Origin of the sequence: Streptomyces sp. NPDC059740 (genome assembly GCF_042733155.1) — a bacterium.
Classification (GTDB): Bacteria; Actinomycetota; Actinomycetes; order Streptomycetales; family Streptomycetaceae; genus Streptomyces.
In genome coordinates this window covers 45,210-70,700 of record NZ_JBHWGP010000022.1, presented here as the reverse complement: position 1 = coordinate 70,700, position 25,491 = coordinate 45,210, and the positions used below count along the sequence as shown (strand labels likewise).

Sequence of the window (25,491 nt, the reverse complement as noted above, 5' to 3'; positions counted from 1 at the left end):
AGGCCGTCATCAAGGGCTGCAACGAGGCTCTGGACGCCAACTCCCCGGAGGCGGCCCGCGCCTTCCGTGAGACCGGGTACCGGCTGGCCCAGGCCGAGGACGACGCCGTCTACATCTCCACCATGCTTGCCGACCCCGACATCAGCGACGCGCTGCGCGCTGCCGCCGGCGCGGCCCTCGACGACGGCTCCCCGGAGGCCCTGCGGTACTTCCGGGTGACCGGGCAGTACGAGGTGGAAGGCTAGGAACCGCCGGGCTGCCCGTGCGACCGCTCCGTGCCGGGCCGGGGAGACGGGCACGGGGCGGCCGGCCTGACGGATGCCGAGGGGCGGTGGGACAAGGCCCGCTGGTTGCAGGCTTGCGCCGAGCCCCTGCCCCTCGCCCCCACCGGTCCGGCACGGTTGGTCCGCCCCACCGCCCCCGCTACCGTTTCCGCGCCATGCCGGCCACGATCAGCCGTTCCCGGACCGTGGGTTCGCCCGGGACGTCGCCGGCGGGGGCGGTGCCGGCCCCCTCCCGGGGCGCCACCCGACCGCCGGGGACGTCGCGTCGGCGACGTGTTCCTGAAAGTCGACGCCGACCAGGCGCGCATCGACGTCGAGGTCGAGGCGATGTCCCTCGCCCCGGTCCCGACCCCGGCGGTCCTGTGGCGCAGGCCGCCCGTGCTCGCGATCGCCGCGCTCCCTGGGGCACCGCTGGCGCGCCTCGGCGGGCCGTCGACCGGGGCGCCGGCACAGTGGGCCGCGGCAGGCGCCGCCATCCGGACCCTGTACGACGCGCCGTTGCCGCCACGGCCGGGCCGGGCCGGACGGAGCAACGTCGCGCTGGCGGCGGAACTCGACGAGGAGTGCGAGCTGCTCGTGAGGAAGGGCCTCCTGCCCGCCGACCTGGTCACCCGAAACCGTCAGGTCGCCGAGGTTGCGTTCCGCCCGTGGACTCCCGCGTTCACGCACGGCGACCTGCAGGTCGCCCACGTCTTCGTCGACGGGGGCGAGGTCACCGGCATCATCGACTGGTCCGAGGCAGGCCGGGGCGACGCCCTGTACGACCTCGCCACCTTCACGCTCGGACACGAGGAGCACCTCGACGACGTCATCGCCGGTTACGGCACCGAGGCCGACATCGACGTGATCCACGCTTGGTGGTCGCTGCGGAGCCTGCTGGGGGTGCGCTGGCTGATCGAGCACGGCTTCGACCCGTCCGCGCCCGGCTGTGAGGTCGACGTACTGAGATCCCGGATGTGAGGCTGCCCGGGCCCGACTGCCCAGTCGTGGTCCGACGCATTGGGCAGGCCGTCCCCTGGGCGTCCCGCCCGCCCTGCCTCGCCACGTCGTCTCAGGGGGCGCTTAGGCCGCGTCCCCTGCCCGGAGCGCCCCGGTGGGGGAGAGCCGGTCGAGGTCGGCGCGCCGTGGCCGGGCCGGGTCCGTCAGCGGGGCTGCGGGTGCGGGTCAGCCGAGACGCCGGGCCAGCACCTGCCCCGGCCAACTCCCCGCCATGAAGGACTCGGTGGGACAAAAACCGTTGCGCACGTAGAACGCCACGAGTGCACCACCACCCCCTGCCCAGCAGTCCACCCGCAGCAACCCCACCCCGGCCTGTCGCGCCTCCTCGGCGGCGTGCGCCAGTAGCCTCGCCCCGATGCTCCGGCCGGCATGCCGTCGGTCGGAGACCAGCAGCCGGACGTAGCGCTCGGGCTCCCCGGCCGGCGGAACCGGCATCTGCGGGCTGGGCCCGTCATCCAACACCACGGCCCCCACAGGAACGCCGTCCCACTCCGCGATGTGCGGGTCGTTCTCGGTCAGGTACCGCTCGACCCGCGCCACCCCACCGGGCTTCCGCGAGTACGGCGTCGTGCCCCACTGCTCGGTGTTGCCGCGGGCGTTCATCCAGGCCACCGCCGCGTCGAGCATGTCCAGGACGGCCGGCGCGTCGGCCGGGCCCCCCGGTCGGATCCGTATGCCGGGTGAGGTGTCGTTCACGGCGGAAGCCTAAGGGGGTGGAGAGTCGCCTGCATTCCGGGTGTGGGCGGACGATTCGGCGACGGGGCGAGGCGCCGTGCCGGGCGTCGGGAGCCCGCCGGGGACCACGGGGACAGTCCTCGGGCAACCTTCGCCGCTCGCCGGTCGGGCAGGAGCCGGAAGCGGACGGGCCCGGGCAAGCACCCTCCGTCCCGCCGTGCCTTCTCACTCACACGGGCCACCCTCCGCCCTGATGTTCGCGAACGCAATGCCGTGCCTTGGTGGTGCGTCCTCGCGTTGACCGGTGAGGGCACGTATCAGGTGGGGAGGTTCCCGGCTTCCCGGTTCCCGCCCCGGTCCTCGGGCGGCTGCGGCTCCTGGTGCAGCCCGGCGTCGATTTCACAGCGTGACCGGTTGTCGGAGCGTGAGGAGAGCCTGATGACAACGTTGGCGGCCCCGTACCGGGAACGGCCGTGAAGCGCGCGGGCGCCACCGGCCCGCTGTGGGTACGCGCCCGTGCGCTCAGCGCGCCGAGCCGGGCCTCCCGCCCCCGGGGTGGCCTTCCGGGCCAGGGCCGCCTCCGGTTCGTCGCTGTGGCGGACAACGTCAGTTGGCACCTCGCCGCGCCTCTGCTGACCACGATCGCCGCGGCCATGCACACCACCGTGGACACCGTCACCTACGCGGTGAGCGCCTACACCATGGGCTACGGGCTGGCGCTGCCGTTCTGGGCCAGGGTGGTGGAGCGGCGCGGCCTGCGTGTCGTGAGCATCGGACTGCTCCTGGCGACGGCGAGCGGCGTCGCGGCGGCGACGACGACGGGCCCGGCGAGCTGGGTGGCGTCGCGGGCGGTGAGCGGCATCGGCTTCGCGGTCGTGAACCCTGTCATCGCCGCGTACTACGAGGCGGTGGACGACGCCTGGCTGCGCCAACGTGGCTTCGCCGCCCTCATGGCGGTCACCTCCGTCAGCGCCATGCTCACCCCGCTGTGGGTCGGCGCGCTGGCCGCGGCGGGGTACTGGCGGTCGGCCCTGCTGGTCGGCCTCGCCCTGACGGTGGGGGCCGCCTGCGTGGGCCTCGGGCTGCCGGTGCTGTCGCGCGGCTCTCCCCCGAGCGGCGCGTCACGCTGGTTCGTCCGGTGGCGGTTGCGGAGGCACGCGGCCCGTGCACGGCGTTCGACGGGCCGGCACGCCAGGTGGCCCGTCGCCACGGAACCGGTACGACGGGCCCGACACGCCGGCGGTCCCCGTCCCGGCCTGCGCACCGCCGGCACCCGCCGCGGCCGCGGGGCCCACACCGGACGGCGGCCTCCGGGGGCGGCAGGGGCGCCCGGCAACCGGCGCCCGTTCTCGCACGCCGGCTCGCCCACCCGGTGGACCGCGTTGCTGCGCCCGGCCGGACGTCGCTCGGCCCACTCCCGGCCGGCGAGCGCCGAGCGCTGCGCGGGCCGCCTGTCGCTGCAACGGGTGGTGCGGTTGCCCGGGTTCTGGGGCGTGTTCTGTCTGGGGTGGGCCGAGGGCGCGGTGATGCTGGGACTGCCCTCGCTGTTCGCCCCCGCACTGTCCGCCCGGGGACTGGACCGGGCCGTCTCCCCGGTCACGGCGTCCTACGGGCTGAGCGTGCTGCTCGGCGCGGTGCTGGTGCAGCACCAGGCCCGGCTGCGTTCCGCGCGCTTCCTGCTGCTCACCGGCGGCCACCTGGGCATCGCGGCGGCCCTGGTGGCCTCGTTGCGACTGCACGCCCCGACGTTCCTGGTGGCCGCCGTGCTGCTGGGGTTCGCGTGGAGCATGCTGCACACGACCTTGCAGACCTGGGCCCCCCAACTCGTCCCGGAGAACGCCCGGGCCACCACCGTCTCGTTTTTCGCCACATCAGCCCTGGTCTCCAGCGCCACGGTGGTCTTCGTCGCCGCGCCCATCATCCAGGTGGGGCGGCAGTCCGTCGTGTTCTGGGGCGTCGCCGCCATGTGTCTGCTCCTGACGCTCGGCGCCGTCGCGCTGTGCGGACGGCCCGTCCCCTACCCCACCTCGACGGCCTCGGCCGGCGAGGCCGAGGCCGTGCAGGAGGCGGCGAGCACGGAGCCGACGGTGCCCGCTGCTCCCGGCGGGCACCCCCTCGGTGCGGACGGCGAGACGAGCGCGGAACGTGCCCCGGCGCGGGTGGTCACGCCGCGGTCACCCACGGCCGCACCGCACCAGGAGCACCGCAGCGGAACCGACGCGACGACGGTGCGGGGCCGCCCGTGAGGGGAGTCCGCCGCCGGTTCCTCAGCCAGGTGAGGGAGGCCGGGTTGCCGGTGACCGTCCACCGCCCGGGAGGGCGGGGCCGTCAGCGGTCGGCCGGCTCCGGACCGTGCGAGGTGGGGGAGGGGAGCGGGCCGGGCCCGACCTGGTCCAGGCCCCCGCTCGCCGCAGCGGCTTCCTCGGCCCGGTCGGCGGTCGCCGCCGCCATGCGCCGGGTCAGTGCGGGGCCGGCGAGCAGCACGGCGACACCGACCAGGAGGCAGGCGCACCCGACGACGCCGAAGTAGGCGGGGGCGTGCGCCCGGTCGTAGAAGCGCACGATCTGCGCGGAGACCCCCTGCCCAGCGGCGTTGGAGGCCAGCCACAGACCGGTGGTCCGGGTGACGAACGCCGCGGGCGCCACCCTGGTGGTCAGGGACAGGCCGACGGGGGAGAGGAGGATCTCGCCGACGGTGACGAGGGCGAAACTGCCGAACAGCCACAGCGGACTGCTCCTGCCCCCGCCCAGCGACGGGATGACCAGCAGGGCGTAGGAGGCCCCGGCGAACGTCAGCCCCAGGCCGAACTTGGTGGCCGGCGCCGGTTGCCGGGAGCCGAGCCGCATCCAGGCGGCGGCGAAGAACGGCGTGAGGCAGATGAGGACGAAGGAGCCGGTGGACTGGAACCAGGACGAGGGGAGGGGGAAGCCGAGGGCGTCCAGGTCGGTGCTGCGGTCGGCGTACTGGGCCAGGACGCTGGCGCCCTGTTCCTGGACCAGCCAGAAGAAGACCGCGGCGACGAACAACGGGATGTAGGCCCGGACCGCGGACCGCTCCGCCGGCGAGGTGCGGCGGCTGCGGAGCATGGTGGTGAAGTAGGCGGCGGGCAGCAGCACGGCCAGGGCGCTGATGGCGTCGACGACGAGGTCCGCCGTCAGCAGGCCGGCCCGGTCGAGCAGTACGGCGGCCACCCCGAGGAACAGCGCGGCGCCGAGGGCGGCCGACAGGGGGCGGGGACGGACCTCGGAGCGGTGCAGCGGGTTGCCGGGCCGCAGGTCGCTGCCGGCGAGGTGGCGCCGACCGAGGCTGTAGACCACCAGCCCGGCGGCCATGCCGACGGCCGCCGCCCCGAATCCCAGGTGGTAGTCGTAGTGCTGACCGAGGGTGCCCACCACCAGCGGGGCGAGCACCGCACCGACGCTGATGCCCATGTAGTAGAGGCTGAACCCGGCGTCGCGGCGGACGTCGTCGGGGGCGTAGAGCGCGCCTACCGAGGTGGTCACGGTCGGCTTGAGCAGCCCGGTGCCGATCACGATGAACACCATGGACGCGTACAGGGCGTTCCGGCCCGCAGGCAGCGCGAGGCAGACATGACCCACCATGATGGCGACGCCCCCGTATGCGGTGGCCCGCCGCGGCCCGAGGAGCCGGTCGCTCACCCAGCCTCCGCCGATCGCCGCCAGGTAGACGCACGCGCCGTAGACCGCGATGAGGGACGCGGCCGAGGCCGGCTCCATGCCCAGGCCGCCGTCGCGGACCCGGTCGTAGAGGTAGAAGAGAAGGATGGCCTTCATCCCGTAGTAGGAGAAGCGCTCCCATGCCTCGGTGAAGAAGAGGACGGCCAGGCCCCGGGGTTGGTCGAGGAGCCCTCCTCCGCCGGTCCGCCCGCTACGCCCTTTCACCTCTGGCTCACCCTCCCCGCCCGTGACCACCGATTCCGCGACGGGTGCCCGGGAGCGGCGGACCTCATGCCCGCCCGGACACGAGAGGTGTCCGGTGGTGGCGACCGGCTGCCGGGAACAGGCTCGGGGCACACGTCACGACGTGTGCCCCGAGGTGGCCGGACGGGCCGTGCGAACTCAGCAGCTCAGGTTGGAGCCGGGGTCGACGCCCAGGATCTGGGTGAACTTCTTGTAGTTGTCGATGCGGCTCTGCACTTGCGCGGGATTTCCCCCGTTGCACTCCAGGCTTCCGTTGATGCTGCGGATCGTCTCGCCGAAGCCGGCGCCGTTGACCATCGCGTTGTGGGGGGTCATGGTGCCGGGACCGGTCTGCGTGTTCCAGTACCACAGGCCCGTCTTCCACGCGACCGCGGCGTCGTTCTGCACCAGGTCCGGGTTGTCGAGCAGGTCGATGCCGAGTGCGTCGCCCGCGCTCTTGTAGTTGAAGTTCCAGCTGAGCTGGATCGGTCCGCGTCCGTAGTACTTGTCGTTTCCGGCCGGGCAGCCGTAGGGCTGGGAAGTGTCGCAGTAGTGCGGGTAGTTGGCGGTGTTCTGCTCGACGACGTAGACCAGCCCGCCGGTCTCGTGGCTCACGTTCGCGAGGAAGGCCGCCGCCTCCTGCTTGCGCACCGTGTCGCTGCCCGTGCCGGTGAAGCCGGGGTAGGCGCTGAGCGCGGCCGTGAGGCCGTCGTAGGTGTAGAAGGCGTTCCGGCCAGGGAACATCTGGTCGAACTGGGCCTGGGAGACGACGAATCCCGCCTGGGTGCCGGCCTTGGCGGCGGACGCGGGGGCGGCCGGCGTCAGCAGGGCCAGGGCGGCGGCGGAGCCGGCGGCGGTCAGCAGTGCGAGGATACGGCGGCGCATGAGCCACTCCGATCGGTGGAGAAGTGTGGGGGGTGCGGCGCCGCGGGCCGTCGGCCCGGGGGCCGGTGGGGGCGGGCCCGCGGCACTGTCGTTGCCGGGCGGGTGCCTCAGCCGCCGATGTTCACGTCGATGCAGGCGTAGAAGGCGTTCGCCGTGTCGGCGATGTTCCAGACGGCCAGCACCTTCTGGCGCCCGGACAGCGAGCCGAAGTCGACCTGGTGCGTGACCGTGGCGCCGGGCTTGGCGCCGTTGTCGTTGAACTCGGCGACCTTCTGGCTGCCGACGAAGTACTGCCAGGTGCTGGTGGCATGCTGGGCAGTCAGCTTCCACTGGAAAGTGGTGTTGCGGGGAACGGGCGTGGCGACCCAGCCCTTGGAGTCGTCGTCGAGTTCCGCGAATCGGCTGTTTCCGCCGCTACAACTGGTCAGCCCCTTCGGCCCCTCGACGCTCTGCGGCTCGTAGGTGATCTCCCCGCACGACACGGTGCCCGCCGCACACTGCGCCTGACGGCTGGGCGGGGTGGAGATGTACCCGTGCGCGCTCGCCGAACCCGCGGGCAGGCTCAGGGCGAGTACCGGGGCCAGGGCCGCCCCGATGAGCGCAGCCGTCTTCTTCCTGGCTTTCATGCGTACTCCTTCACTTCAGGTCTTCCTGGAACGCGCGGAATCACGGGGCGCATATCCAGGTCGGCCTCTCGTGGGTGGGGCCAAGAGGCGCGAAGGGATAGCGGGATGTTCACCCGGAATGCAGGTGAACTCCCTTGCTTGAAACGCTTTTTGCTTGGACTAGACCATACAAGTAGTCGTGAGCCTGTCAAGGTGTTGCCGCCCCGGGTGTGCATGCCGCGCCGTCCGGCGTCGGCGGGGGAAGGGGTGGGTCGAAGGTCCCGCCGCTCGTAGCGCGCCGCCCCGGATGCGCCCCCTCGCCCCTCCGTCGCACGCTCCCCGGCGCGCCCCGGCTCCCGTCCGCCGTGCGGCGGGCGGGTGCGGCCGCCGTCCGGGCCGGCCGGTTCGCCCGCCGGCGCCTCGGCGGGCGAACCGGGTCCTCACCCCTCCGCCCCGCCCCGGACCTCGGGAGACGGAGCTCACCTCAGATGCGTGCCTATGGCATGTATCTATGCATGGATCCATGATCTACCCTGAGGTCATGGCAGCAGACCTCACCGGGGACGCGCTCCCCGCGGCCGAGCGGGCGTACCGCCACGCGAAAGCCCTGATCATCGGCGGTACCTGGGGAGAGGGCAGCCTCGTCAGCGAGGGCGACCTCGCCACCCGGGTCGGGCTCAGCCGGACCCCGGTGCGGGAAGCGTTCCTGCGCCTGCAGGGGGAGGGGCTGCTCGACCTCATCCCCAAGCGGGGTGCCGTCGTCGTACCGCTGCCCGCCAGTGAGGCCGAGGACGTCCTGGACCTGCGCGAGGCCCTGGAGTGCGCCGCCGTGCGCCGCATCACGCGCTACGACGACGCGGAGCTGGCAGGCGTCGCGGGAGGTCTGCGGCAGTGCCTGCGCGCACAGGAGGAGCCGGCACGCCGGGTGGACCTGGTGGCGTTCGTGGAGGCCGACGAGGCGTTCCACCGGGCCATCGTGAGCGCCTCGGGCAACGCCCTGGCCGAGCGGTTCTACCAGTCCCTCGGCGACCGGCAGCGTCGGATGGCCGCCCGGGCGCTGCGGCCCCGGCCGGAGCGGCTGGCGGTCCTGGTCCAGGAGCACACCGCGCTGGTCGAGGCCGTCGGCGCGCGGGACGAGGTGGCGTTCCGGCGCCTGCTCCGCGCGCACCTGGACGCCACCCACCGCGAGTTCCACCACCTGGGAGGAGAGGCGTGAACGCCACGCACCACGAGCCGGGGCCCCTCACGTCCCCGGGCACGCACCGGACAGCGGCCTGGCGTGCCGTCGCCGCGGCGATGTTCTGCTGCGGCTGGGGCGGCAACCAGTTCACCCCGCTGCTCCTGATGTACCGCCAGGCCGGCGGCTACTCGGAGGTGACGGTCGACGCGTTCCTGGCCGCGTACGTCGTCGGGCTGGTGCCGGGGCTGCTGGTGGCCGGGCCGCTCTCGGACCGCCTGGGTCGCCGGCCGCTGATGGTGGCCGGCACGGTGGCGTCGGTACTGGCCAGCCTGGTGCTGACGGCCGGTGCCGGCGGCCCCGTACCGATCTACTGCGGCCGCCTGGTCACGGGCATCGCGGTAGGGGTGGCGATGGCGGTCGGCACCAGCTGGGTGAAGGAACTCTCCGCGGACCCGCACGCCTCCGCCCGCCGGGCCTCGTTGTCGCTGACAGCCGGATTCGGCCTCGGCGCGGGGGTCGCCGGAGTGCTGGCCCAGTGGGGGCCGTGGCCGATGGTCACGCCCTACGTGGTGCACGCGGCGCTGACGCTCCCCGCACTGTGGGCGGTACTGCGTGCCCCGGAGACCGGCGACCGCTCCACCGCCCCGACGGGTTCGGTGTGGTCGGCGCTTCGGGTACCGGCCGTGCGCGACCGCCGGTTCCGCCGGATCGTGCTGCCCATGGCCCCCTGGGTGTTCGGTGCGGCCGGTGTCGCCTACGCGGTGATGCCCCAGCTGGTGGCCGACCGGGTGGGCCACTGGGGGCTGGCGTACGCCACGCTGCTGACCGTGCTCACGCTGGGCACCGGGGCGGCCGTCCAACCGCTGGCCAAACACCTGGGAGCCCGTTCCCCCGGCCGCGCGCTGCTGCTGGCCATGGGAGCGATGACGGTGGGCATGGCGGTGTGCGCGCTCGACGCCGCGCTGCGTTCGCCGTGGCTGGGCCTGGTCGGGGCAGTGGTGCTGGGCGCGGCCTACGGCATGGCGGTGATCTCCGGCCTCCTGGAGATCCAGCGCATCGCCCCACCCGGTGCGCTGGCCGGCCTGACGGGGGTCTACTACGCGCTCACGTACTGCGGCTTCCTGGCACCCACCGTGCTGGCGGCGCTGGCGGGATTCTCCACCGCCGCGTCGTACCCGCTGATGCTGTCGGTCGTGGCGGCCCTCGCCCTGGCCTGCCTGCTGCTCGTCGCCCGGGGCCTCGCCCTCCACTCGGCCGACCGGACCCCGGACCCGGGCCGGCTGCCGGTGGCGCGCCGCGTTCCCGCAGAGCCGGCCGACGCCGCACCTTCCGCCGGTACGCGGGACTGACCTGCCCGCGCCCACCCCTGCGCGGACGACCGGCGCGGCCCGACCCGCGCTGCCGTCCTGTCCGGGCCGGGACCGCCCGTACTCGTCCGGCAGACGCAAGGCGACGGCGGCCCACCGGCTCGGCTCCGGGCCCGATGCGGGCGGCTGCGGCACGGCGGACGGCGTCCCGCGCGATACTGGAACGGCCGCCGCACCCCCGGTGCGGGCGGGCGGCGCTGCCTCCCCACGATCGCCGCAGCACGACTCCCGACCCCGCACCAGGCCGACCGACCTCCGGAGTGGAACAGCCCATGGGTTCGTACGTGAACGTGTCCGGTCTGCGGACCTACTACGAGACGCACGGAAGTGGCGAACCGCTGGTGCTGCTGCACGGCGGCCTGTGCACCGTGGAGAGCTGGGAGCTTCAGACCAAGGTCCTCTCCGGGCACTACGAGGTGTACCTGCCCGAGCGGCGCGGTCACGGCCGCACGCCGGACGTCGACGGGCCCCTCACCTACGCCGCCATGGCCGAGGACACGGTGGGCTTCATGGACGCGATCGGCCTGGCGTCGGCGCACCTGGTGGGGTGGAGCGACGGCGCCCTGGTCGCCGCACTGACCGCCCTGCGACGCCCGGAAGCCGTCCGCAAACTCGTGCTGATCGGGCAGTACTACACCGCGGAGGGCATGCGGCCGCAGGCCCGGGCCCTGTTCGACGAGCCCGGGGAACTCGCCGACGCGCTGCGGGAGCCGTACGCCAAGGTCAGCCCGGACGGACCGGAACACTTCTCCGTCGTCCTCGACAAGCTGCTACGGCTGTGGCGGGCGGACCCCGGCCTCGGCCTGGAGGACCTGGCCCGGATCTCCGCGCCGACCCTGGTGATGCAGGGTGACGACGACATGGTCAGGGTCGAACACAGCGCCGCCGTCGCCGCGGCCGTGCCGGACGCGCAGCTCGCCGTGGTGCCCGGCACCTCCCACGTCCTCCCCCTGGAGAAGCCGGACCTGGTCAACCGGCTGATCCTCGACTTCCTGGCGCCGCAACAGGTGCCGAAGTTCCTCTCTCTCGGGTCCACCCCCTGAGGCCCGTGGACTCCGGCCGGCCACCGGCCACGGCAGCCCGCCCTGCCCGTGGCACGGCCCCGCACCGGTCGACCTGCCGTGGCCGCGCCACACGAGGAGTCGACGAGGACGACGGGGGCGGAGCGAGGAGGTGTCCGGGCAGTGGTCGTGGACGCGCGAGCGATGCGGGCCTGAGGAGGCTGGATGACGAGCGACGGTGCAGTCGGTGGGGACAGGCCGGCGCCGGCTGTGGAGCTGGACCTTCAGCCCCACCCCGAGGGTGGCTGGTACCGGCAGTTGTGGGAGGCCAGGGAGCAGGTGGCGACGGCGCGCGGGGAGCGGGCAGCCGGCACTGCCGTGCACTACCTGCTCGCGCCCGGAGAGACCTCACGCTGGCACTCCGTGGCCGCCGACGAGCTGTGGCTCTGGCAGGGCGGCGGTCCGCTGACGCTGACCCGGGCACCGCAGCCCGTGCACGACGGAGCGGCGGTCTCCGTGGTTCTGGGACCCGACCGTGCCGCGGGCCAGGCGCTCCACGCACTGGTGCCTGCCGGACACTGGCAGACCGCCCACCCGTCGGGCACTTCGGCGTCGCTGGTGGCGTGCGTGGTCGCCCCGGGCTTCACCTGGCAGGACTTCACGGTGCAGTCGGGTCCGGGGGCAGAGCCCCCGCCGACGTGACGCGGCCCGCCCGTAACCGGCGCCCCGGCACAGAGAAGCCGAGGCGCCCCGGGCGAACCGTGCCGTGACACGGAAAGCGCCGCCCGGACTGCCCCGCCCGTCACTGCCACCCTGCACCTCGGGCGTCGGGGAGCCCCCAGGATCAGCGGAAGTCCTCCTCCCGGTACTCCTCCCGCGAACCGGCCGCGGTGGCCTCGCGCAGCTCGATGCGGCGGATCTTGCCGGAGACGGTCTTGGGCAGGGCGGCGAACTCCAGCCGGCGGATGCGTTTGTACGGGGCGAGGACCGCACGGGAGTGCTCGAACAAGGCCTGCGCGGTGTCGGCACCGGGCTCCCAGCCCGCAGCCAGGACGACGTAGGCCTTCGGAACGGCCAGACGCAGCGCGTCCGGCGCGGGGACGACGGCGGCCTCGGCAACGGCCTCGTGCTCCAGCAGCGCACTCTCCAGCTCGAACGGGGAGATCTTGTAGTCGGAGGCCTTGAAGACGTCGTCGCTGCGCCCGATGTACGTCAGGTACCCCTCTTCGTCACGGGCGCCGATGTCACCGGTGCGGTAGTAGCCGTCCGCCATCGCCCGAGCCGTACGGTCGGGATCGCCGTGGTAGCCGGTCATCAGGCCGACCGGCCGGGCGGACAGGTCCAGGGCGATCTCGCCCTCGGTGGCGCCGGGCTCACCGGTGACCGGATCGAGGAGGTCGACACGGTAGCCGGGGCTGGGCCGGCCCATCGATCCGGTCTTCAGCAACTGGCCGGGGCTGTTGGCGATCTGCACCGCGGTCTCGGTCTGCCCGAACCCGTCGCGGACGGTCACCCCCCAGACGGCACGGACGTGCTCGATCACCTCGGGATTGAGCGGCTCCCCGGCGGCGACGACCTCCCGCGGGCGGTTGCGCAGCCGGGTCAGGTCGGCCTGGATGAGCATGCGCCACACGGTCGGCGGCGCACAGAAGGTGGTCACCCCCGCACGGTCCATCTCCGCCATCAGCCGGGAGGCGTCGAAGCGGGTGTAGTTGAACAGGAACACGGTCGCCTCCGCGTTCCACGGCGCGAACAGATTGGACCAGGCGTGCTTGGCCCAGCCCGGCGAGGAGATGTTCAGGTGGACGTCGCCGGGCTCCAGACCGATCCAGTACATCGTCGCCAGGTGCCCCACCGGGTAGGAGACGTGGCTGTGCTCGACCAGTTTGGGGCGCGCCGTCGTCCCCGAGGTGAAGTAGAGCATCAGCGGGTCGTCAGCCCGGGTCGGCCCGTCCGGTGCGAAGCCGTCCGGAGCGGTGCGGGTCTCCTCGTACGACAGCCAGCCGGCAGGGGTGCCGCCCACCGCGATCCGGGTGTAGGCGCCGGGCACCTCGTCGAACTTGCCGGTGTCCTCGGCGCGCACGATCGCATGGGCGACCCGGCCGCGCTCCACCCGGTCGCGCAGGTCGGCAGGGCCCAGCAGCGGGGTGGCCGGGATGACGACGGCCCGCAGCTTCATCGCGGCCAACGCGGTCTCCCACAGCTCGACCTGGTTGCCCAGCATGACCAGCACCCGGTCGCCGGCCGCCACACCCCACTGACGCAGCCGGTTCGCGACGCGGTCACTGTCCGCGGACATCTCCGCGAAGGTCCGGCGGGTCTCGGAGCCGTCCTCCTCCACGATGTGCAGCGCCGTGCGGTGGTTGTCGGCGGCGATGACGTCGAACCACTCCAACGCCCAGTTGAAGTGGTCGGGACGAGGCCACTCGAAGCCCTCGCAGGCAGCGGCGTAGTCCTCGCGGTGCCGGAGCAGGAAGTCCCGCGCGCTGCGAAAGGTCTCCGTCGCCGTCGTCATGATCGTGCCTCCTCGGTGCCGAACCCCTGCGGACGGCTCCGGGACATCCTGCAATCTGCGAAGCAGACTCACCACCCCCGAACGGCAGGCAGGCCCCGACCCGGCACTCCCGCCCGCTCCGCTGCCCCGTGCCGCCGTCCGGGGCCGCGGCCCCGGGCCTGCCTCCTGGCTGACTGCGGGACGAGTCGGCCGCCACCGGGAGTGGCCGGGGCTGTCCATTCGGGGGGCGGACGCGGGGCGCGGGCTGTCGGTGCCGGCAGCCGGGGTGAGGTGAGGGCAGGCTGCGGGAAAGGCACCGAAGGAGCCCCGCGCCACGGCGTCCGGCGTCCGGGCCGGATGCCCGCGACCGTTCACCCCGGTCCGCCCGTGCGGCACTGAGACAGGAGCGTCCCCATGACCGACCAGGCGATCCCCGGCATCGACCCGCAGGCCGTACCCAGCGGTGACGGCTGCGCCGACTGCCTCGCAGGCGACGGACCCGGCTGGTGGTTCCACCTGCGCCGGTGTGCCGCCTGCGGACACATCGGATGCTGCGACTCCTCGCCCGGTCAGCACGGCACGCGGCACGCGAAGACGAACGGGCACCCGTTCCTCACCAGTTTCGAGCCCGGTGAGGACTGGTTCTACAACGTCGAGACCGAAGAGTTCGCCGACGGACCGGCGTTGGCCCGGCCCACCGCCCACCCCGCTGACCAGCCCACACCGGGGCCCGCCGGAGCCGTCCCGGCGGACTGGCAGCGCCACCTGCACTGAGGGGTCCTTGCCATATGCCCGCCCGGGTCGCGTGGTCTGGCACCGCACCTCGTGGCGTTGCCGAAAAGCCCTGGTAGCTCCGCTACGAGGACTCTGCGGCGCCTTGCGATGCACGGCACCGGACCACGCGACCTCATCGGACGCTCATATGGCAAGGACCCCTGAGGCGGGCCCGCACCGTGCCCGCTGCCCGCCGCCGCCCCGGGCCGTGGACTCACCGCCCCGGGGCGCCCCGCCGACTGCCCGTCAGCCCCGGCTCCCGGCAGCGCAGCGCCGGAGCCGGGACGCGGGCGTGCTCGCCACGGCCCGGTCATCGCCGCGCCCCGCTTCCGCTCACCCGTGAGGCGGTGGCTGCCGGACGGAGTCCGCGAGCCGGGCGGCGAACTGGGCGACGAGGTGGCGGAGAGCGTCCGGCCGCTCGACGACGAACGGCCGGTCGAACGAGGCGAGCAGGGCGGGCACCCAGTCGAGCCGTTCCGCACGCAGTTCGACGCGGGACCACGGCCCGGACGCCGTGTCCGTGCCGCTCACCGGCGGCAGCTCCGTCACGAGCGCGAGGCCGGCGGGAAGCCGTGCGTGGACCTGCTCGACCGTCCCCTGCACCCGTACGGTCACCTCGTGCCGGTAGGGGGCCGTGGCGAACCCCGACAGGAGGTGTTCCGCCGGATCACACCGGGCAGGCGGGACGAACGAGCCGGCAAGGAGCGTTGCGACGGCGATGCGGTCCAGTCGCAGCGTGCGGTCCCCACCGGCCGCGGGGTCCACACCCGTGACGTACCACCTGCCCCGGTGGGCGACGAGGCCGTGCGGGTGCAGGGTGCGTGCGCTGTGCCGCCCGCCGCCGGCGGTGTACTCGACCGAGACGGGCCGGTGGTGTCGCACCGCGTCAGCGACCGTCAGCAGGACCGCGGTGTCCGGGGCAGCCGACCCACCCGGTGGGGCGGTGAAGGCGAGGGAGTCGAGCACGGCGTCGAGCCTGCGGCGGAGCCGTTCGGGCAGGACCCGACGGATCTTGGCCGCTGCCGTCTCGCCCGCCGTGCCCGCGGACGTCGTGGCGCCCGTCCGCTGACCGGCCAGCAGACCCAGCAGCACGGCCAGCGCCTCGTCGTCGCTGAGCATGAGCGGCGGCATGCGGTACCCGGGGGAGAGCCGGTAACCGCCGTAGCGGCCGCGCACCGACTCCACGGGTATGTCCAGGTCGAGCAGGTGGTCGACGTACCGCCGCACCGTGCGCTCGTCGACGTGGAGCCGGCCGGCGAGTTCCGCCGCGGTCCGGACGCCGCCCGACTGCAGGAGTTCCAGCAGGGCGAGTACGCGAGCGAGAGGACGGGCCATGCCCACGAGTCTGCCGCACATACCGGGCGGGTTCTGTCCGGTTTCGGTCATAGCGTGCGGACACCAGCACCGATCGACCCCGGGAGAACTCGTGGACTTCGTCTCCATCCGCATCATCACCGACGACGTGGCCCGCCTCGTCGCCTTCTACGAACGCGCCACAGGACTGCCGGCGAGCTGGTCCACCGAGGACTTCGCCGAGCTCAGGACCCCCTCGGCCACGCTGGCGATAGCCGGCACGCGTACCGTGCCGCTGTTCTCCCCGGGCGCCGCCCACCCGGCCGACAACCGCAGCGTCATCCTCGAGTTCCTCGTCGACGACGTGGACAGCGTGTACCGCAACCTGTCCGGCTTCGTGGCCGACTTCGTCAACGAACCCACGACGATGCCCTGGGGCAACCGCTCGCTGCTGATGCGCGATCCCGACGGCACCCTGGTCAACTTCTTCACCCCCGTCACCCCGGCCGCGCGAGAGAAGTTCGCCCGCTGAGAAGGGCGGCCACCCGGCGGCCGCGGGGCGCCGGCAGCGGAGCCCGCGGGGCCGCCGGGACGGGCTCGAACAGGTGCCCCGCCGTCGGCGACGGTCCCCGGCGGCCATGCCCACCGCCCGGCACCAGCAGGCGACGCCCGGTCGGGGAAGGCTAGTTCCCGGGGACCACCCGGTACTGGTTGGTGTCGTTGTTGCCCGACTTCTTCATCACCTTGCCGCCGGTGGCGTTCACCGCCCACCACTTGGCACCGAAGGCCTGGGAGCCCTCGCCCTTCGCGTCGCCGGCCTTCGCGTCTCCCGAGAAGTAGTACAGCGGGTGCCCCTTGTAGGTCGCCTGCTTCTTCCCGTCCTGGCGGGTGGTGGTGTCCAGCAGGTTCGCCCTGGCGCCGCTTCCCGCGGAGGGCTTGCCGTTGACCAGGGCCGGCGGCCAGGTCTTGGCGCACTCCCCGGTGCACGTGGACTTCGTCGACTTGTCCGCGTCGAAGAGGTAGAGCGTCCGTCCCCTGTCGCCGACGAGAACCTTGCCCAGTCCGTCGACGTCCGAGGTCATGACCTTGGACGTCATGGCCGAAGCGCCGGCCGGCGCCCCTGCGACCTGCGCCTGTCCGGCGACCGAGGCCGACGCGTCCGCGCGGTGACCACCGCCCTCGCCCTGCGCACAGCCACCGACCCCGGCGACCACGAGCGCCGTCGCGAGGGCGGCACCGGAACGCACGATCTTCTCTCTCCGCATGAGGTCTCCTCCGTGGGGCGCCGGCCGTCGCAGCTCACCGGGAGCCAGGTGACCGTCGGCTCCAGCGGACCCCGGACGGGGGGCGTGGACCAGGTGGGCGAGGCAACCGGGTGACGCGAGGCCCGGGCCGGAGGCTGCCCGACCCGGGCCGGTGCTGAGGGCGCGGTCGGCTCGCGAGGAGGGGGCCGAGGAAGCCTTGCGCACTGCCGCTGACGGAGCTCCGGACGGGCGCCGGATCTCCGCTGGGGCCGGCCCGTGCGCGGAGTACCCGGAGGCCGGGCCGGGCGGCAGGCCGAGGGCTGGGGGAGGGCGTGCCGTCTGCGGTAGGTTCGGCGCGCAGGAGTTGAGGGCAGCCGTCGGGAGGGTGCTGTGGGCGTGCTCACGGGCAAGGTCGCCGTGGTCACCGGTGGGTCACGGGGAATCGGCCGGGCCGTCGTGGAACGGCTGGCCCGGGACGGCGCCGAGGTGGTGTTCTCCTATGCGCGCAACGCCGAGGCAGCGGAGGACGTCGAGCGGGTCGTCCGGAGCGCCGGCGGCAGCGCGCACGGCGTGCGACTCGACTTCGCCGAACCTGCCTCGGCCGAGCAGCTGACGGCGGACGCCGTCCGCCGCCTGGGCGGCCTGGACATCCTCGTCAACAACGCCGCGGCGAGTTTCACGCCCGTCCCCCTCGCCGAGACCGACGAGGCGCTGTTCGACCGCGTGATGACGGTCAACGCCAAAACCACCTTCCTGACCATGCGCTACGCGGCCCGGCACATGCGCGAGGACGGGCGCATCGTCAACATCTCCACCCTCAACACCGCGCACCCCGTGCCGGGCATCTCCCCTTACGTGGCCAGCAAGGGGGCCGTGGAGCAGCTGACCGCCGTGGCCGCGCAGGAGCTCGGGCCGCGCGGGATCACCGTGAACACGGTGTCGCCCGGCGCCACCGACACCGACCTGCTGCGCGAGGCCAACCCCGGTGGGGACTTCCAGCGCGTCACCCGGGTCACCCCTCTGGGCCGCCTCGGCCTGCCCACCGACATCGCCGACGTCGTCGCCTTCCTCGCCGGTCCGGACGGCCGCTGGCTCACCGGCCAGAACCTCCGAGCGACCGGCGGCCTCCTGTGAGGGACGGGTTCAGCCCGGCGTGCCGGTGCCGGTCACGGGGCGGTCCGCGGGGGAAGCGCAAGCTGCGGCGACTGCCAGAGTGTCCTCGAACATGCGGTAACGCGTGATGAGTCCGTCACGCGTCCCGATGTCGAAGGCGAAGTCGGTCTCTATCTCGCGGCCGGTGGCAAGGACCGTGGTGCGCAGGCTGCCGAGGACGACACACCGGTCACCGTCACCGAGCACGGTGGCGATGTCCAACGCCTCGGCGCGCGTCAGCGCTGCGAGTTGAGCGTAGAACTCGGCGACACCGGCACGACCGGTCCGGCGGCCGATCCACGGCACGACGGAAGTGTCGCCGGGGATGAACCAGTCCACGTCCTCGTCGAAGTGTTCTGCCAGCTCGTGTGGTGCGGCTCCGGCAAGGAGCTTTTCGAACAGCGCGGTAGCCGCCTCGCGGGCGGTGGTGGTCGACATGACCGGTCCAACCCGCGGGTACGGCCAGTTGTTCCCCACGCCCTCCTCACCACCGCCGGCGCAGCGGCCCTGGCCGTCCGACGGCGAACCTGACCGCCCGGCCGGTCCAGGGCCGTATCCGGCGGACGACCTCTGTGCAGCTTCGGTTTCTGAGGCCGAGGAGGGGTCCAGGGGGGACCGGACCGGAGCTGCACTCGGGGGCAGGCGCAAGGGGCGGAGGCGGTCCTACCGGTCCGCGGGCAAGGAAGGCTGCGGGAGGCGGCGGACGAAGTCCAGCAGCAGGGTGCAGAACGCAGCGGGCTGTTCCAGCGGCGCGAGGTGACCGGCGCCGGGGACAAGGACGGTCCGACCCGCGCCTAGGTCGTGGGCCAGGCCCTCGCCGCTCTCGTGGAAGTCGGGCATGTCGTGCTCGCCGACGCCGACCAGAGCGGGCACGCCCCTGAGTGTGCGCAGCGCCGCCGGGCCCGTGCCGAGGGGATCCGCCGCCTGCGGTGGTTCGCCGTGGGCGAGCTGTTCGGTCAACTGGCGACGGAGCATGCGGGCGGCGTGGGTGCGCACCTTCTCGGCCGCCCCGGCAGAGGTCCACGCCTCGACCCCGGCCTGCACCGCGGCGCCCAGGTCTCCGGCGGCCAGCGCCGTCCGTTCGGCCTGCCAGGCGGCGTCCAGATACGGGGAGGCGGGCTGGCCGTGGGGCCGGTACCCGATCAGTACCAGGCCCTCCACCCGCTCGGGGGCCGTGACGGCGGCCTGGAGCGCCACGAGTGCGCCCAGCGAGTTCCCGGCGAGCACGAAGCGGCCGGCTCCGAGGTGGTCGAGCGTGTCGAGCACGTCCGACCAGGGGGCCACCTCACGGCCGTCGGGCACATGCGCGTCGCCGTGGCCGGGCAGGTCCAGGGCGATGGCTCGCACACCCGCCTCGGCGAGCAGCGGGAGGTGGGCGTCCCACATGGACCGGTCGGTGGGCCGGGCGTGCAGCAGGACCAGGGGTCGTCCCCGGCCGGCCTCGGTGGAGGGAAGCAGCATGGTGTGATGTGCCTTCTTCGGTGAGCGGGAGGGAGAGAGCCGACCGGCCTGGCGGGCAGCGGCCGGCCCCGCCGGGCAGGTGGCGGTCGGGGCGGCGGTCATGATCGGACGTCTTCTTCCGCGGCGGGGCTGCCCTGGACGGTGGGAGCCGAGTCCTGCTCGGCCGGCGGGCGGAGCAGGACCAGGGCATCGGCGCTCGTGCTGCCGGGTTCCGCGCTGTAGACGGACAGGTGCTGGCCCGGGGCGCTGGTGACGGCCAGCGCCTCGAAGTGCAGCCGCACCTCACCCACGCGGGAGTGGCGGAAGCGCTTGTCCTCCTGCGTGCGGGGACGGACCTCGTAATGTGCCCACAGGCCGGCGAAGGCAGGGCTGCGCACGCTGAGTTCGCCGACGATCCGCTCGATCCGCTCGTCCTCGGGGAACTGTGAGGAGGACGCCCGCAGGTTGCCCACCGCGGTGTGCGCCGCCTTGTCCCAGTCGACGTAGAAGTCCCGTGCGAACGGGTCGAGGAAGATCATGCGCAGCAGGTTGTCGTACCGGGCGAACCCGCGGTACAGCTCCCGTGCCATCGCATTGGCCGCCAGCACGTCCTGCGCCGCGCCGACCACGAAGGCCGGCACCTCGCGCAGACCGTCCATCAGCCGCACCAGTTCCGGGGCGACGGTCGGCGCTGCGGCCGCCGTGGCGAAGACGGGCAGGCCGATCCGGAACAGGTGACCGGTCGCGGCGCCGTCCAGCCGCAGTGCGGCAGCGATCGCCCGGAGCACCTGCTCGGAGGGGTTCCGCTCCCGCCCCTGTTCCAGGCGGATGTAGTAGTCCGTGCTCACCCCGGCCAGCAGCGCCACCTCGTCCCGCCGCAGCCCCGGCACCCGCCGGTCCCCGCCGTCGAACAGTCCGACGTCCCGTGGTGTGATCACCGCGCGGCGCGCACGCAGGTAGTCACCGAGCTCGTTGTTGCTTCCCATGTCCGCCACGCTAGATCCCTCCACGCGGCGGGGCGTGGTGGTGGTGCACCCACCCAGGGCTGCGACCACCCGGTACCCCGGCCCGGAAGTCGCCCGCCGGGCGTCCGCAGACGCCCTCCGCCCGGCCGCTGCCCGGAGGTCGCAGAGCGGTGCCGGGCAGGCGATGAGTCAACTCGCCCTTCTCCTCTGCGTGTTGGAGAAGTTTCCCCGCGACCCGTTGTGGCGTACGCCTTCCCGGGGGAAACTGTCGGTTCCAGCAGTGAAACGCCGGTTGATCTACGAAATCCGAAGCAAAAACAGGCTTAGGGGGGCGAGAAGGGCGGTGAACCGCAGGAATGAGAGGCGAAAACCCGAAGCGGATTCCGCCCTCCCCCCAAGTGCCGGCCATGCCCTCTGCGACGGCTCGGGCCGCCATCTGACCCCCAGGCGCGGCACCCGGCGCGTCCCCGGGGCTCCGGCAGGACCGGCCGGCAGGGGCCGGTCGCACGTATGCCCGTCAGCCGGAAACCGTCCGCGAGTCCCTGAGGAGTCTCCGTGCCCCGTACGAGTCCCCTGCGCGCCCTGCGCAGACTGGCCGCCCTCCACCACGCCGCCGAACGACTGCGCCTACCGGTGGCCGAAGTGCGCGGTGTGCAGGCGGCCGGGCCAGGACGCCGTGCCCTGTTCAAGGGGGTTGCGGCGGGCGTCGCGACCGGCGTGGCGGGACTCGCCCTCGCCCCGCCCGCAACTGCGGACACCGGCCCGGAGACGGCATCCCGGACAGCCGCCTCGCGGGCCAAGGGTGCTCCGCGGATCGCCGTCGTCGGTGCCGGCATATCGGGCCTCACCGCAGCCCTCACGCTCCGGGACGCGGGCCTGGCCTGCACGGTCTACGAGGCCAACCCGGACCGCGTGGGCGGCCGGATGTGGACCCAGCGGGACCACTGGACGTACGGCCAGACCTCCGAGATCGGCGGTGAGCTGATCGACACCGACCACAAGAAGATCCTGCAGCTCTGCCGCCGTTTCCACCTGCCCGTCGAGGACTTCCTGGGCGGCGGCCCCGAAGGCGCCGAAGAAGTCCTCTGGTTCGACGGTGCCTACCGTTCCCGGGACCGGGCCGACGAGGAGTTCGCCGCCGTCCGCCAGGCGCTCCGCCGCGACCTGCGGAACGCGGAGGGGGTCAAGTGGAACAGCGCCACGCCGGCCGGCACGGCCCTGGACACCATGTCGGTCCACGAGTGGATCGCCTCGCGGGTGCCCGGCGGCCACTCCTCACTGCTCGGCCGCTGGCTCGACGTGGCCTACACCGTCGAGTACGGAGCGGACACCACCGACCAGTCCGCCCTCTCCCTCGTCCTGCTGCTCGGCTACCAGGAGGACCCCGACCACCTCAGCGTCTGGGGCTCCTCGGACGAGCGGTACCACATCGTCGGCGGCAACGACCGGCTCCCGCATGCCATCGCCGACTGGCTGCCCGAGGGGACGGTCCGCCACGGCTTCTCCCTGAACGCCGTACGCGCCAACGCCGACGGCACCCAGACCCTCAGCTTCACCGAGGCCGGCGCCGCCCGCACCGTCACCGCGGACCACACGATCCTCTGCGTCCCCCTCGGAGTCCTCCAACGACTGGACCTCTCCCAGGCCGCCTTCGACCCGCGCATGACCAGCCTGCTGCGCCACGCACGCATGGGGCACTGCACGAAACTCAACATGCAGTTCAGCGCCCGCCCGTGGCGTGGCCGCGGTCCCTGGCCGGGCACCAGCGCCGGTGAGTGCTTCACCGACTCCCCGGTCCAGCAGACCTGGGACACCACCAAGGTGCAGCCAGGTACGGGCGGCATCCTCATCCAGTACGGCGGCGGCACCCGGGCCGGGTCCCTCACGCCGGCCGGCGCGTTCGCCACCGAGTCCGACCCGTACGTCCGGGAGCTGGCGACCACGTACCTGCGCGACATCGACGCCTTCTTCCCCGGCACCTCCGAGGTGTGGAGCGGGCGGGCCCAACTGTCCGCCTGGCACCGCAATCCCTACTCCCACGGTGCCTACTCCTACTGGCCGGTCGGCTACCTGCACCGTTTCGCGGGGTACGAGGGTACGCCGCAGGGCAACATCCACCTCGGCGGCGAGCACTGCTCCTACGACTTCCAGGGCTTCATGGAGGGCGGCGCCACCGAAGGGGCGCGTGCGGCCCGGGAGGTGGTCGAGAAGCTGGCGGTCTAGAGACCTCCTCACCGGCAGTCCGCCGGCCGGCGCCGCGGAAGGACGGGGGCCGCCGGGGCCGGGCGGGTGCGTCGCGCGGCCAGGGCCGCGCGCAGCCTCGGCAGCAGGCCGAGACGGCCGCGCAGGATGCGGTCGGTCCGGCGGTGGGCGCGCAGCGCGCGGAGGGTCTCCACGTCGTGGCGGCCGGGGGCCGGCGGCGGGGCCTCCTGGCGTTGGGCGGCGCGCATCAGGTCCAGGGCGTACTGCTGGTGAAGGGTCATGCCGTCCACCGTGCGCGGTCGCCGGGGGCGGCGTCGCGCCGATTGACGGCCGGCGTCAATCGGGCGCGGCGGCGGCACCGGCGACCTGCATAGTGGGGGCATGAGCGTGCACATCGACATCACCGGGCTGCCACCGGAGCGGATCCGCTTCGAGCTGTCCCCGCTGGCCGAGATGGGGGCCGCCCTGCACGTGCTCTCCGAGCCCGGGCACCATCCCGGTCAGCACGGCTGGGCCACTGCCACCCGGGCCGCGCTCAAGCCGGACCTGGCCGACCGGCTGCTGGAGGTCGACTTCCTGTGGACCTCCACGTTCTCCGACCTGTTCATGCCCGGCGCCGGTCTGGCGGGGGGCGCGGAGCCGCCCGGCGCGACGCTGGCGGAGGAGCTGGACCTCCTGGACCGGCTGGACGATGCCATGTTCACCGCCGTCGCCCTGGAGTTCACCTGTAGTTCCGACTACGACACCAGCGTCGGGTCGCCCCTCACGGACCGCCGCATGCGGGAGCGGTCCCTGGAACTGGCCGCGGCGCGCGGCCCGCGCCAGCTGGACTTCACCCGGCGGCTGCTGAACGACCCGCCGGCAGTACGGGCCTGGGTGCGGCGCCTGCTGGAGGACTGCGACGAGGTGTTCTTCGGCGACGTGTGGCAGCGGATGCGGGTACAGCTCGCTGCGGACGCACGGCACAAGGCCGAGCTGCTGCAGCACAGGGGGCTCGCGGCAGCGCTCGCGGACGTCTCCGAGGCGGTCGCGCTCTCCTCCGACGGGACCTCGATCGTGGTCGACAAGCTCGCCCACGGCACCGCCGACGCCCTGGACGCGGCGCACGGGGTGGGGCTGTCCCTGATGCCGTCGGCGTTCAACTGGCCGCATGTGCTGGTGCTGCACCGGCCGCGGTGGCGGCCGGTGATCCAGTACCCGGCCACCGGACCGGGACCGCACGAGCGGCCCTCCCTGGAGCTGGTGGCGCAGCGTCTGGAGGCGCTGGCACATCCGGTACGCATGCGCCTGTGCCGGGCCGTCGCCCGGACGGCGTTCACCACCGGCGAGCTGGCGGGCATGCACGACCTCACCGCGCCGGAGGTCTCCCGGCACCTGGCGGTCCTCAAGCGGGCGCAGCTGCTGACCACCCGCCGCCGTGGCCGGTACGTGCTGTACCAGCTCGACCCCCTCGTGGTCGCCCGGCTGGGCAGCGACTTCCTGGAGGGCATCCTGCGCTGAGCCGCCTCCCGGCCCAGCGGTCCTGGGGAAGACGCGTCCGCTGCGCGGCGGGTACCGAGGCAGCGACCACCCGGCGGCGTTGCTGCCCGGGGGAGGAGACCTGGTGCCGGAGGCCCCTGCCGGTCCCGGCTCACACCGCCCGCTGTGCCGCCACCCTGAACCGCAGCCCCGCCCGCACAAGACGGTCCCGCAGGGCCGGCCCCATGGCGACGGCCGGGGTGAGCTGGCCTGCCCGGGCGGGGAGTTCGTCGAAGGCGAGGCTGAGGGCGGACTCGGCGAGGATCTTGGCCGTCTCGTCGTAGCCGGGATCGCCACCGCAGACCTCGGTGCAGACGCGACGGCCCCCGCCCTCACCGACGAACCGGACGCTGAACCAGCTGCGGGCCCGGCGCTCGGCGGACGGACCCTCGCCCGGGGCGAGGCGCCCCGACATCCAGCGGCGGACGGCGGGGAGCTGGGCGGCAGCCGCCACTCCGGCCACGCCGAGGACCGAGCCGAGGGCGACCGGCAGCCGGCGGACCGCGGCGTAGTGGCGGTAGCGGAAGTCGGGGCCGTAGGAGTCGAGGGCAGCGGCGGAGCGTGCCACCACCTGCGGGTCGAGAGTGGGCAGCGGCAGAGCCCAGGCGCCGACCTCGGGGGCGAACCTCGCGCCGGTCGGGGTGGAGATGCGGCGGCCCGACGGCCTGGGTTCGACGGCGCGGCGCTCGCGCGCGGCCCGGACCATCTGAGGCCCGCGGGAGAGCGCGGTGAGGGTGGAGGCGAGGGTGCCGCCGGAGAAGGCGGCGTTGGTGCGTACGAACCCGTCGATGCGCAGTGGTGAGCCTTCCGGCAGCTGCTCGACGGTGAACTGGACGCCGAGGTCGTGCGGCACGGAGTCGAACCCGCAGGCGTGCACCAGTCGGGCCCCGGTCTCCAGGGCCCGGGCGTGGTGCCGGACGTAGGCGGTGTCGACGAACTCCGGCTCACCCGCGAGGTCGAGGTAGTCGGTCCCGGCCTCGGCGCAGGCGGCGACCAGGCCGAGGCCGTGGTGGACGTAGGGGCCGACCGTCGTGGCCAGGACCCGGGTGGAGCGTGCCAGTTCGCGCAGGGAGGCGGGGTCGTGCACGTCGGCGTGGAGCAGGGGCACCCCGGCGGCGGACGGGACGGTCCGGGCGAGCCGGGCGCGCAGCTCACGCAGGCCCGCCGGGTTGCGCCCGGCCAGCGCCCAGCGGCAGCCCTCGGGGGCATGCCGGGCCAGGTAGCCGGCGGTCAGGGCGCCGGCGAAACCCGTGGCGCCGACGAGGACGACGTCGTGTGCGCGGTCCATGGTCTCGCACTCTCCTCAAGTCGTGGTTACCCAACGGTAAGGACTGGGTGGCGGCGCGCCAAGCCAGGCGTGCGCGGCCCCCGCAGCCGAGCTGCGGTGCTCGGACCCGGCCGGCCGCGGGCGGAGCCGTGCCGATCACGGACAGCGCCGCGCACTCGCGTTCCCACCGGTGGATGGTGCGGGCACGCCCGCACGGGGACGTCC

At 73.6% G+C, this 25,491-nt stretch carries 23 protein-coding genes and 1 pseudogene; 12 read left to right on the top strand and 12 right to left on the bottom strand.

Annotation, left to right across the window (positions count from 1 at the left end; translation table 11 throughout):
• Together ACFV3R_RS23020 and ACFV3R_RS23015 are read left to right on the top strand one after the other, a co-directional pair.
• Positions 1–245: pseudogene (locus tag ACFV3R_RS23020) on the top strand (hypothetical protein); the annotation flags it as partial.
• A gap of 312 nt (positions 246–557) precedes the next feature.
• Positions 558–1,244, top strand: coding sequence for an aminoglycoside phosphotransferase family protein (locus ACFV3R_RS23015; protein WP_385586157.1), 687 nt, complete (start codon positions 558–560; stop codon positions 1,242–1,244).
• A gap of 204 nt (positions 1,245–1,448) precedes the next feature.
• Here ACFV3R_RS23015 and ACFV3R_RS23010 read toward each other — a convergent pair whose 3' ends face one another.
• A complete protein-coding gene (locus ACFV3R_RS23010; protein ID WP_385586154.1) occupies positions 1,449–1,979 on the bottom strand; it encodes a GNAT family N-acetyltransferase in 531 nt (176 codons plus the stop codon).
• A gap of 452 nt (positions 1,980–2,431) precedes the next feature.
• On the opposite strand from ACFV3R_RS23010, the gene ACFV3R_RS23005 reads away from it, so the two are divergent.
• Positions 2,432–4,204 (top strand): MFS transporter, encoded by a 1,773-nt coding sequence (locus ACFV3R_RS23005; protein WP_385586151.1) that lies wholly within the window; start codon positions 2,432–2,434, stop codon positions 4,202–4,204.
• An 82-nt stretch (positions 4,205–4,286) separates the two neighbouring features.
• Here ACFV3R_RS23005 and ACFV3R_RS23000 read toward each other — a convergent pair whose 3' ends face one another.
• From ACFV3R_RS23000 to ACFV3R_RS22990, 3 genes are all read right to left on the bottom strand, one after another.
• Positions 4,287–5,861 carry a peptide MFS transporter gene (locus ACFV3R_RS23000; protein ID WP_385586148.1) on the bottom strand — a complete coding sequence of 525 codons (1,575 nt, stop codon included), beginning with the start codon at positions 5,859–5,861 and terminating at the stop codon, positions 4,287–4,289.
• Between the two features lie 177 nt (positions 5,862–6,038).
• On the bottom strand, positions 6,039–6,764 hold the full coding sequence (locus ACFV3R_RS22995; RefSeq protein ID WP_385586145.1) for a chitinase: 726 nt from the start codon (positions 6,762–6,764) through the stop codon (positions 6,039–6,041).
• Positions 6,765–6,871: 107 nt separating this feature from the next.
• On the bottom strand, positions 6,872–7,390 hold the full coding sequence (locus ACFV3R_RS22990; RefSeq protein ID WP_385586142.1) for a lytic polysaccharide monooxygenase auxiliary activity family 9 protein: 519 nt from the start codon (positions 7,388–7,390) through the stop codon (positions 6,872–6,874).
• 502 nt (positions 7,391–7,892) lie between these two features.
• Here ACFV3R_RS22990 and ACFV3R_RS22985 point away from each other — a divergent pair.
• The 4 genes from ACFV3R_RS22985 (at position 7,893) to ACFV3R_RS22970 (ending at position 11,619) form a co-directional block, all read left to right on the top strand.
• Positions 7,893–8,585: a GntR family transcriptional regulator gene (locus ACFV3R_RS22985; RefSeq protein WP_385586139.1), complete on the top strand. Its 693-nt coding sequence runs from the start codon at positions 7,893–7,895 to the stop codon at positions 8,583–8,585.
• Positions 8,582–9,898 (top strand): MFS transporter, encoded by a 1,317-nt coding sequence (locus ACFV3R_RS22980; RefSeq protein WP_385586136.1) that lies wholly within the window; start codon positions 8,582–8,584, stop codon positions 9,896–9,898. The genes ACFV3R_RS22985 and ACFV3R_RS22980 overlap by 4 nt, the downstream gene beginning before the upstream one ends.
• Positions 9,899–10,188: 290 nt before the next feature.
• Positions 10,189–10,959, top strand: a complete 771-nt coding sequence (locus ACFV3R_RS22975; RefSeq protein WP_385586133.1) for an alpha/beta fold hydrolase — start codon at positions 10,189–10,191, stop codon at positions 10,957–10,959.
• 183 nt (positions 10,960–11,142) lie between these two features.
• Positions 11,143–11,619 (top strand): cupin domain-containing protein, encoded by a 477-nt coding sequence (locus tag ACFV3R_RS22970; RefSeq protein ID WP_385586131.1) that lies wholly within the window; start codon positions 11,143–11,145, stop codon positions 11,617–11,619.
• A gap of 142 nt (positions 11,620–11,761) precedes the next feature.
• On the opposite strand, the gene ACFV3R_RS22965 is transcribed toward ACFV3R_RS22970, so the two are convergent.
• Positions 11,762–13,432, bottom strand: coding sequence for an AMP-binding protein (locus tag ACFV3R_RS22965; RefSeq protein ID WP_385586128.1), 1,671 nt, complete (start codon positions 13,430–13,432; stop codon positions 11,762–11,764).
• 393 nt (positions 13,433–13,825) lie between these two features.
• On the opposite strand from ACFV3R_RS22965, the gene ACFV3R_RS22960 reads away from it, so the two are divergent.
• Complete coding sequence (locus tag ACFV3R_RS22960) at positions 13,826–14,185, top strand: UBP-type zinc finger domain-containing protein (RefSeq protein WP_385586125.1); 360 nt, start codon at positions 13,826–13,828, stop codon at positions 14,183–14,185.
• A 333-nt stretch (positions 14,186–14,518) separates the two neighbouring features.
• Here ACFV3R_RS22960 and ACFV3R_RS22955 read toward each other — a convergent pair whose 3' ends face one another.
• Entirely contained in the window at positions 14,519–15,520 is a 1,002-nt protein-coding gene (locus ACFV3R_RS22955; RefSeq protein ID WP_385586123.1) for a helix-turn-helix transcriptional regulator, read from the bottom strand.
• A 91-nt stretch (positions 15,521–15,611) separates the two neighbouring features.
• Here ACFV3R_RS22955 and ACFV3R_RS22950 point away from each other — a divergent pair, with 91 nt between their 5' ends.
• The gene (locus tag ACFV3R_RS22950) at positions 15,612–16,010 is read left to right on the top strand and encodes a VOC family protein (protein ID WP_385586120.1); all 399 of its coding nucleotides are present in this window, start codon (positions 15,612–15,614) and stop codon (positions 16,008–16,010) included.
• Positions 16,011–16,161: 151 nt separating this feature from the next.
• On the opposite strand, the gene ACFV3R_RS22945 is transcribed toward ACFV3R_RS22950, so the two are convergent.
• A complete protein-coding gene (locus ACFV3R_RS22945; RefSeq protein WP_385586117.1) occupies positions 16,162–16,743 on the bottom strand; it encodes a hypothetical protein in 582 nt (193 codons plus the stop codon).
• 369 nt (positions 16,744–17,112) lie between these two features.
• Between ACFV3R_RS22945 and ACFV3R_RS22940 the strand changes: the two genes are divergently transcribed.
• A complete protein-coding gene (locus ACFV3R_RS22940) occupies positions 17,113–17,856 on the top strand; it encodes an SDR family NAD(P)-dependent oxidoreductase (protein WP_385586114.1) in 744 nt (247 codons plus the stop codon).
• 9 nt (positions 17,857–17,865) lie between these two features.
• Here the strand turns inward: ACFV3R_RS22940 and ACFV3R_RS22935 are convergent, their stop codons facing one another.
• The 3 genes from ACFV3R_RS22935 to ACFV3R_RS22925 form a co-directional block, all read right to left on the bottom strand.
• Positions 17,866–18,312 carry a nuclear transport factor 2 family protein gene (locus tag ACFV3R_RS22935; RefSeq protein WP_385586110.1) on the bottom strand — a complete coding sequence of 149 codons (447 nt, stop codon included), beginning with the start codon at positions 18,310–18,312 and terminating at the stop codon, positions 17,866–17,868.
• Positions 18,313–18,537: 225 nt separating this feature from the next.
• Entirely contained in the window at positions 18,538–19,335 is a 798-nt protein-coding gene (locus ACFV3R_RS22930) for an alpha/beta fold hydrolase (RefSeq protein WP_385586106.1), read from the bottom strand.
• Between the two features lie 98 nt (positions 19,336–19,433).
• On the bottom strand, positions 19,434–20,300 hold the full coding sequence (locus ACFV3R_RS22925; protein WP_385586103.1) for a helix-turn-helix domain-containing protein: 867 nt from the start codon (positions 20,298–20,300) through the stop codon (positions 19,434–19,436).
• 534 nt (positions 20,301–20,834) lie between these two features.
• On the opposite strand from ACFV3R_RS22925, the gene ACFV3R_RS22920 reads away from it, so the two are divergent.
• Positions 20,835–22,502, top strand: a complete 1,668-nt coding sequence (locus ACFV3R_RS22920; protein ID WP_385586100.1) for an FAD-dependent oxidoreductase — start codon at positions 20,835–20,837, stop codon at positions 22,500–22,502.
• A gap of 8 nt (positions 22,503–22,510) precedes the next feature.
• Here the strand turns inward: ACFV3R_RS22920 and ACFV3R_RS22915 are convergent, their stop codons facing one another.
• Entirely contained in the window at positions 22,511–22,762 is a 252-nt protein-coding gene (locus ACFV3R_RS22915; RefSeq protein ID WP_385586097.1) for a hypothetical protein, read from the bottom strand.
• Positions 22,763–22,868: 106 nt separating this feature from the next.
• Here ACFV3R_RS22915 and ACFV3R_RS22910 point away from each other — a divergent pair, with 106 nt between their 5' ends.
• Positions 22,869–23,981 (top strand): DUF5937 family protein, encoded by a 1,113-nt coding sequence (locus tag ACFV3R_RS22910; protein ID WP_385586260.1) that lies wholly within the window; start codon positions 22,869–22,871, stop codon positions 23,979–23,981.
• Between the two features lie 130 nt (positions 23,982–24,111).
• On the opposite strand, the gene ACFV3R_RS22905 is transcribed toward ACFV3R_RS22910, so the two are convergent.
• Positions 24,112–25,287, bottom strand: a complete 1,176-nt coding sequence (locus ACFV3R_RS22905; RefSeq protein WP_385586094.1) for a saccharopine dehydrogenase family protein — start codon at positions 25,285–25,287, stop codon at positions 24,112–24,114.
• Positions 25,288–25,491: the final 204 nt, after the last annotated feature.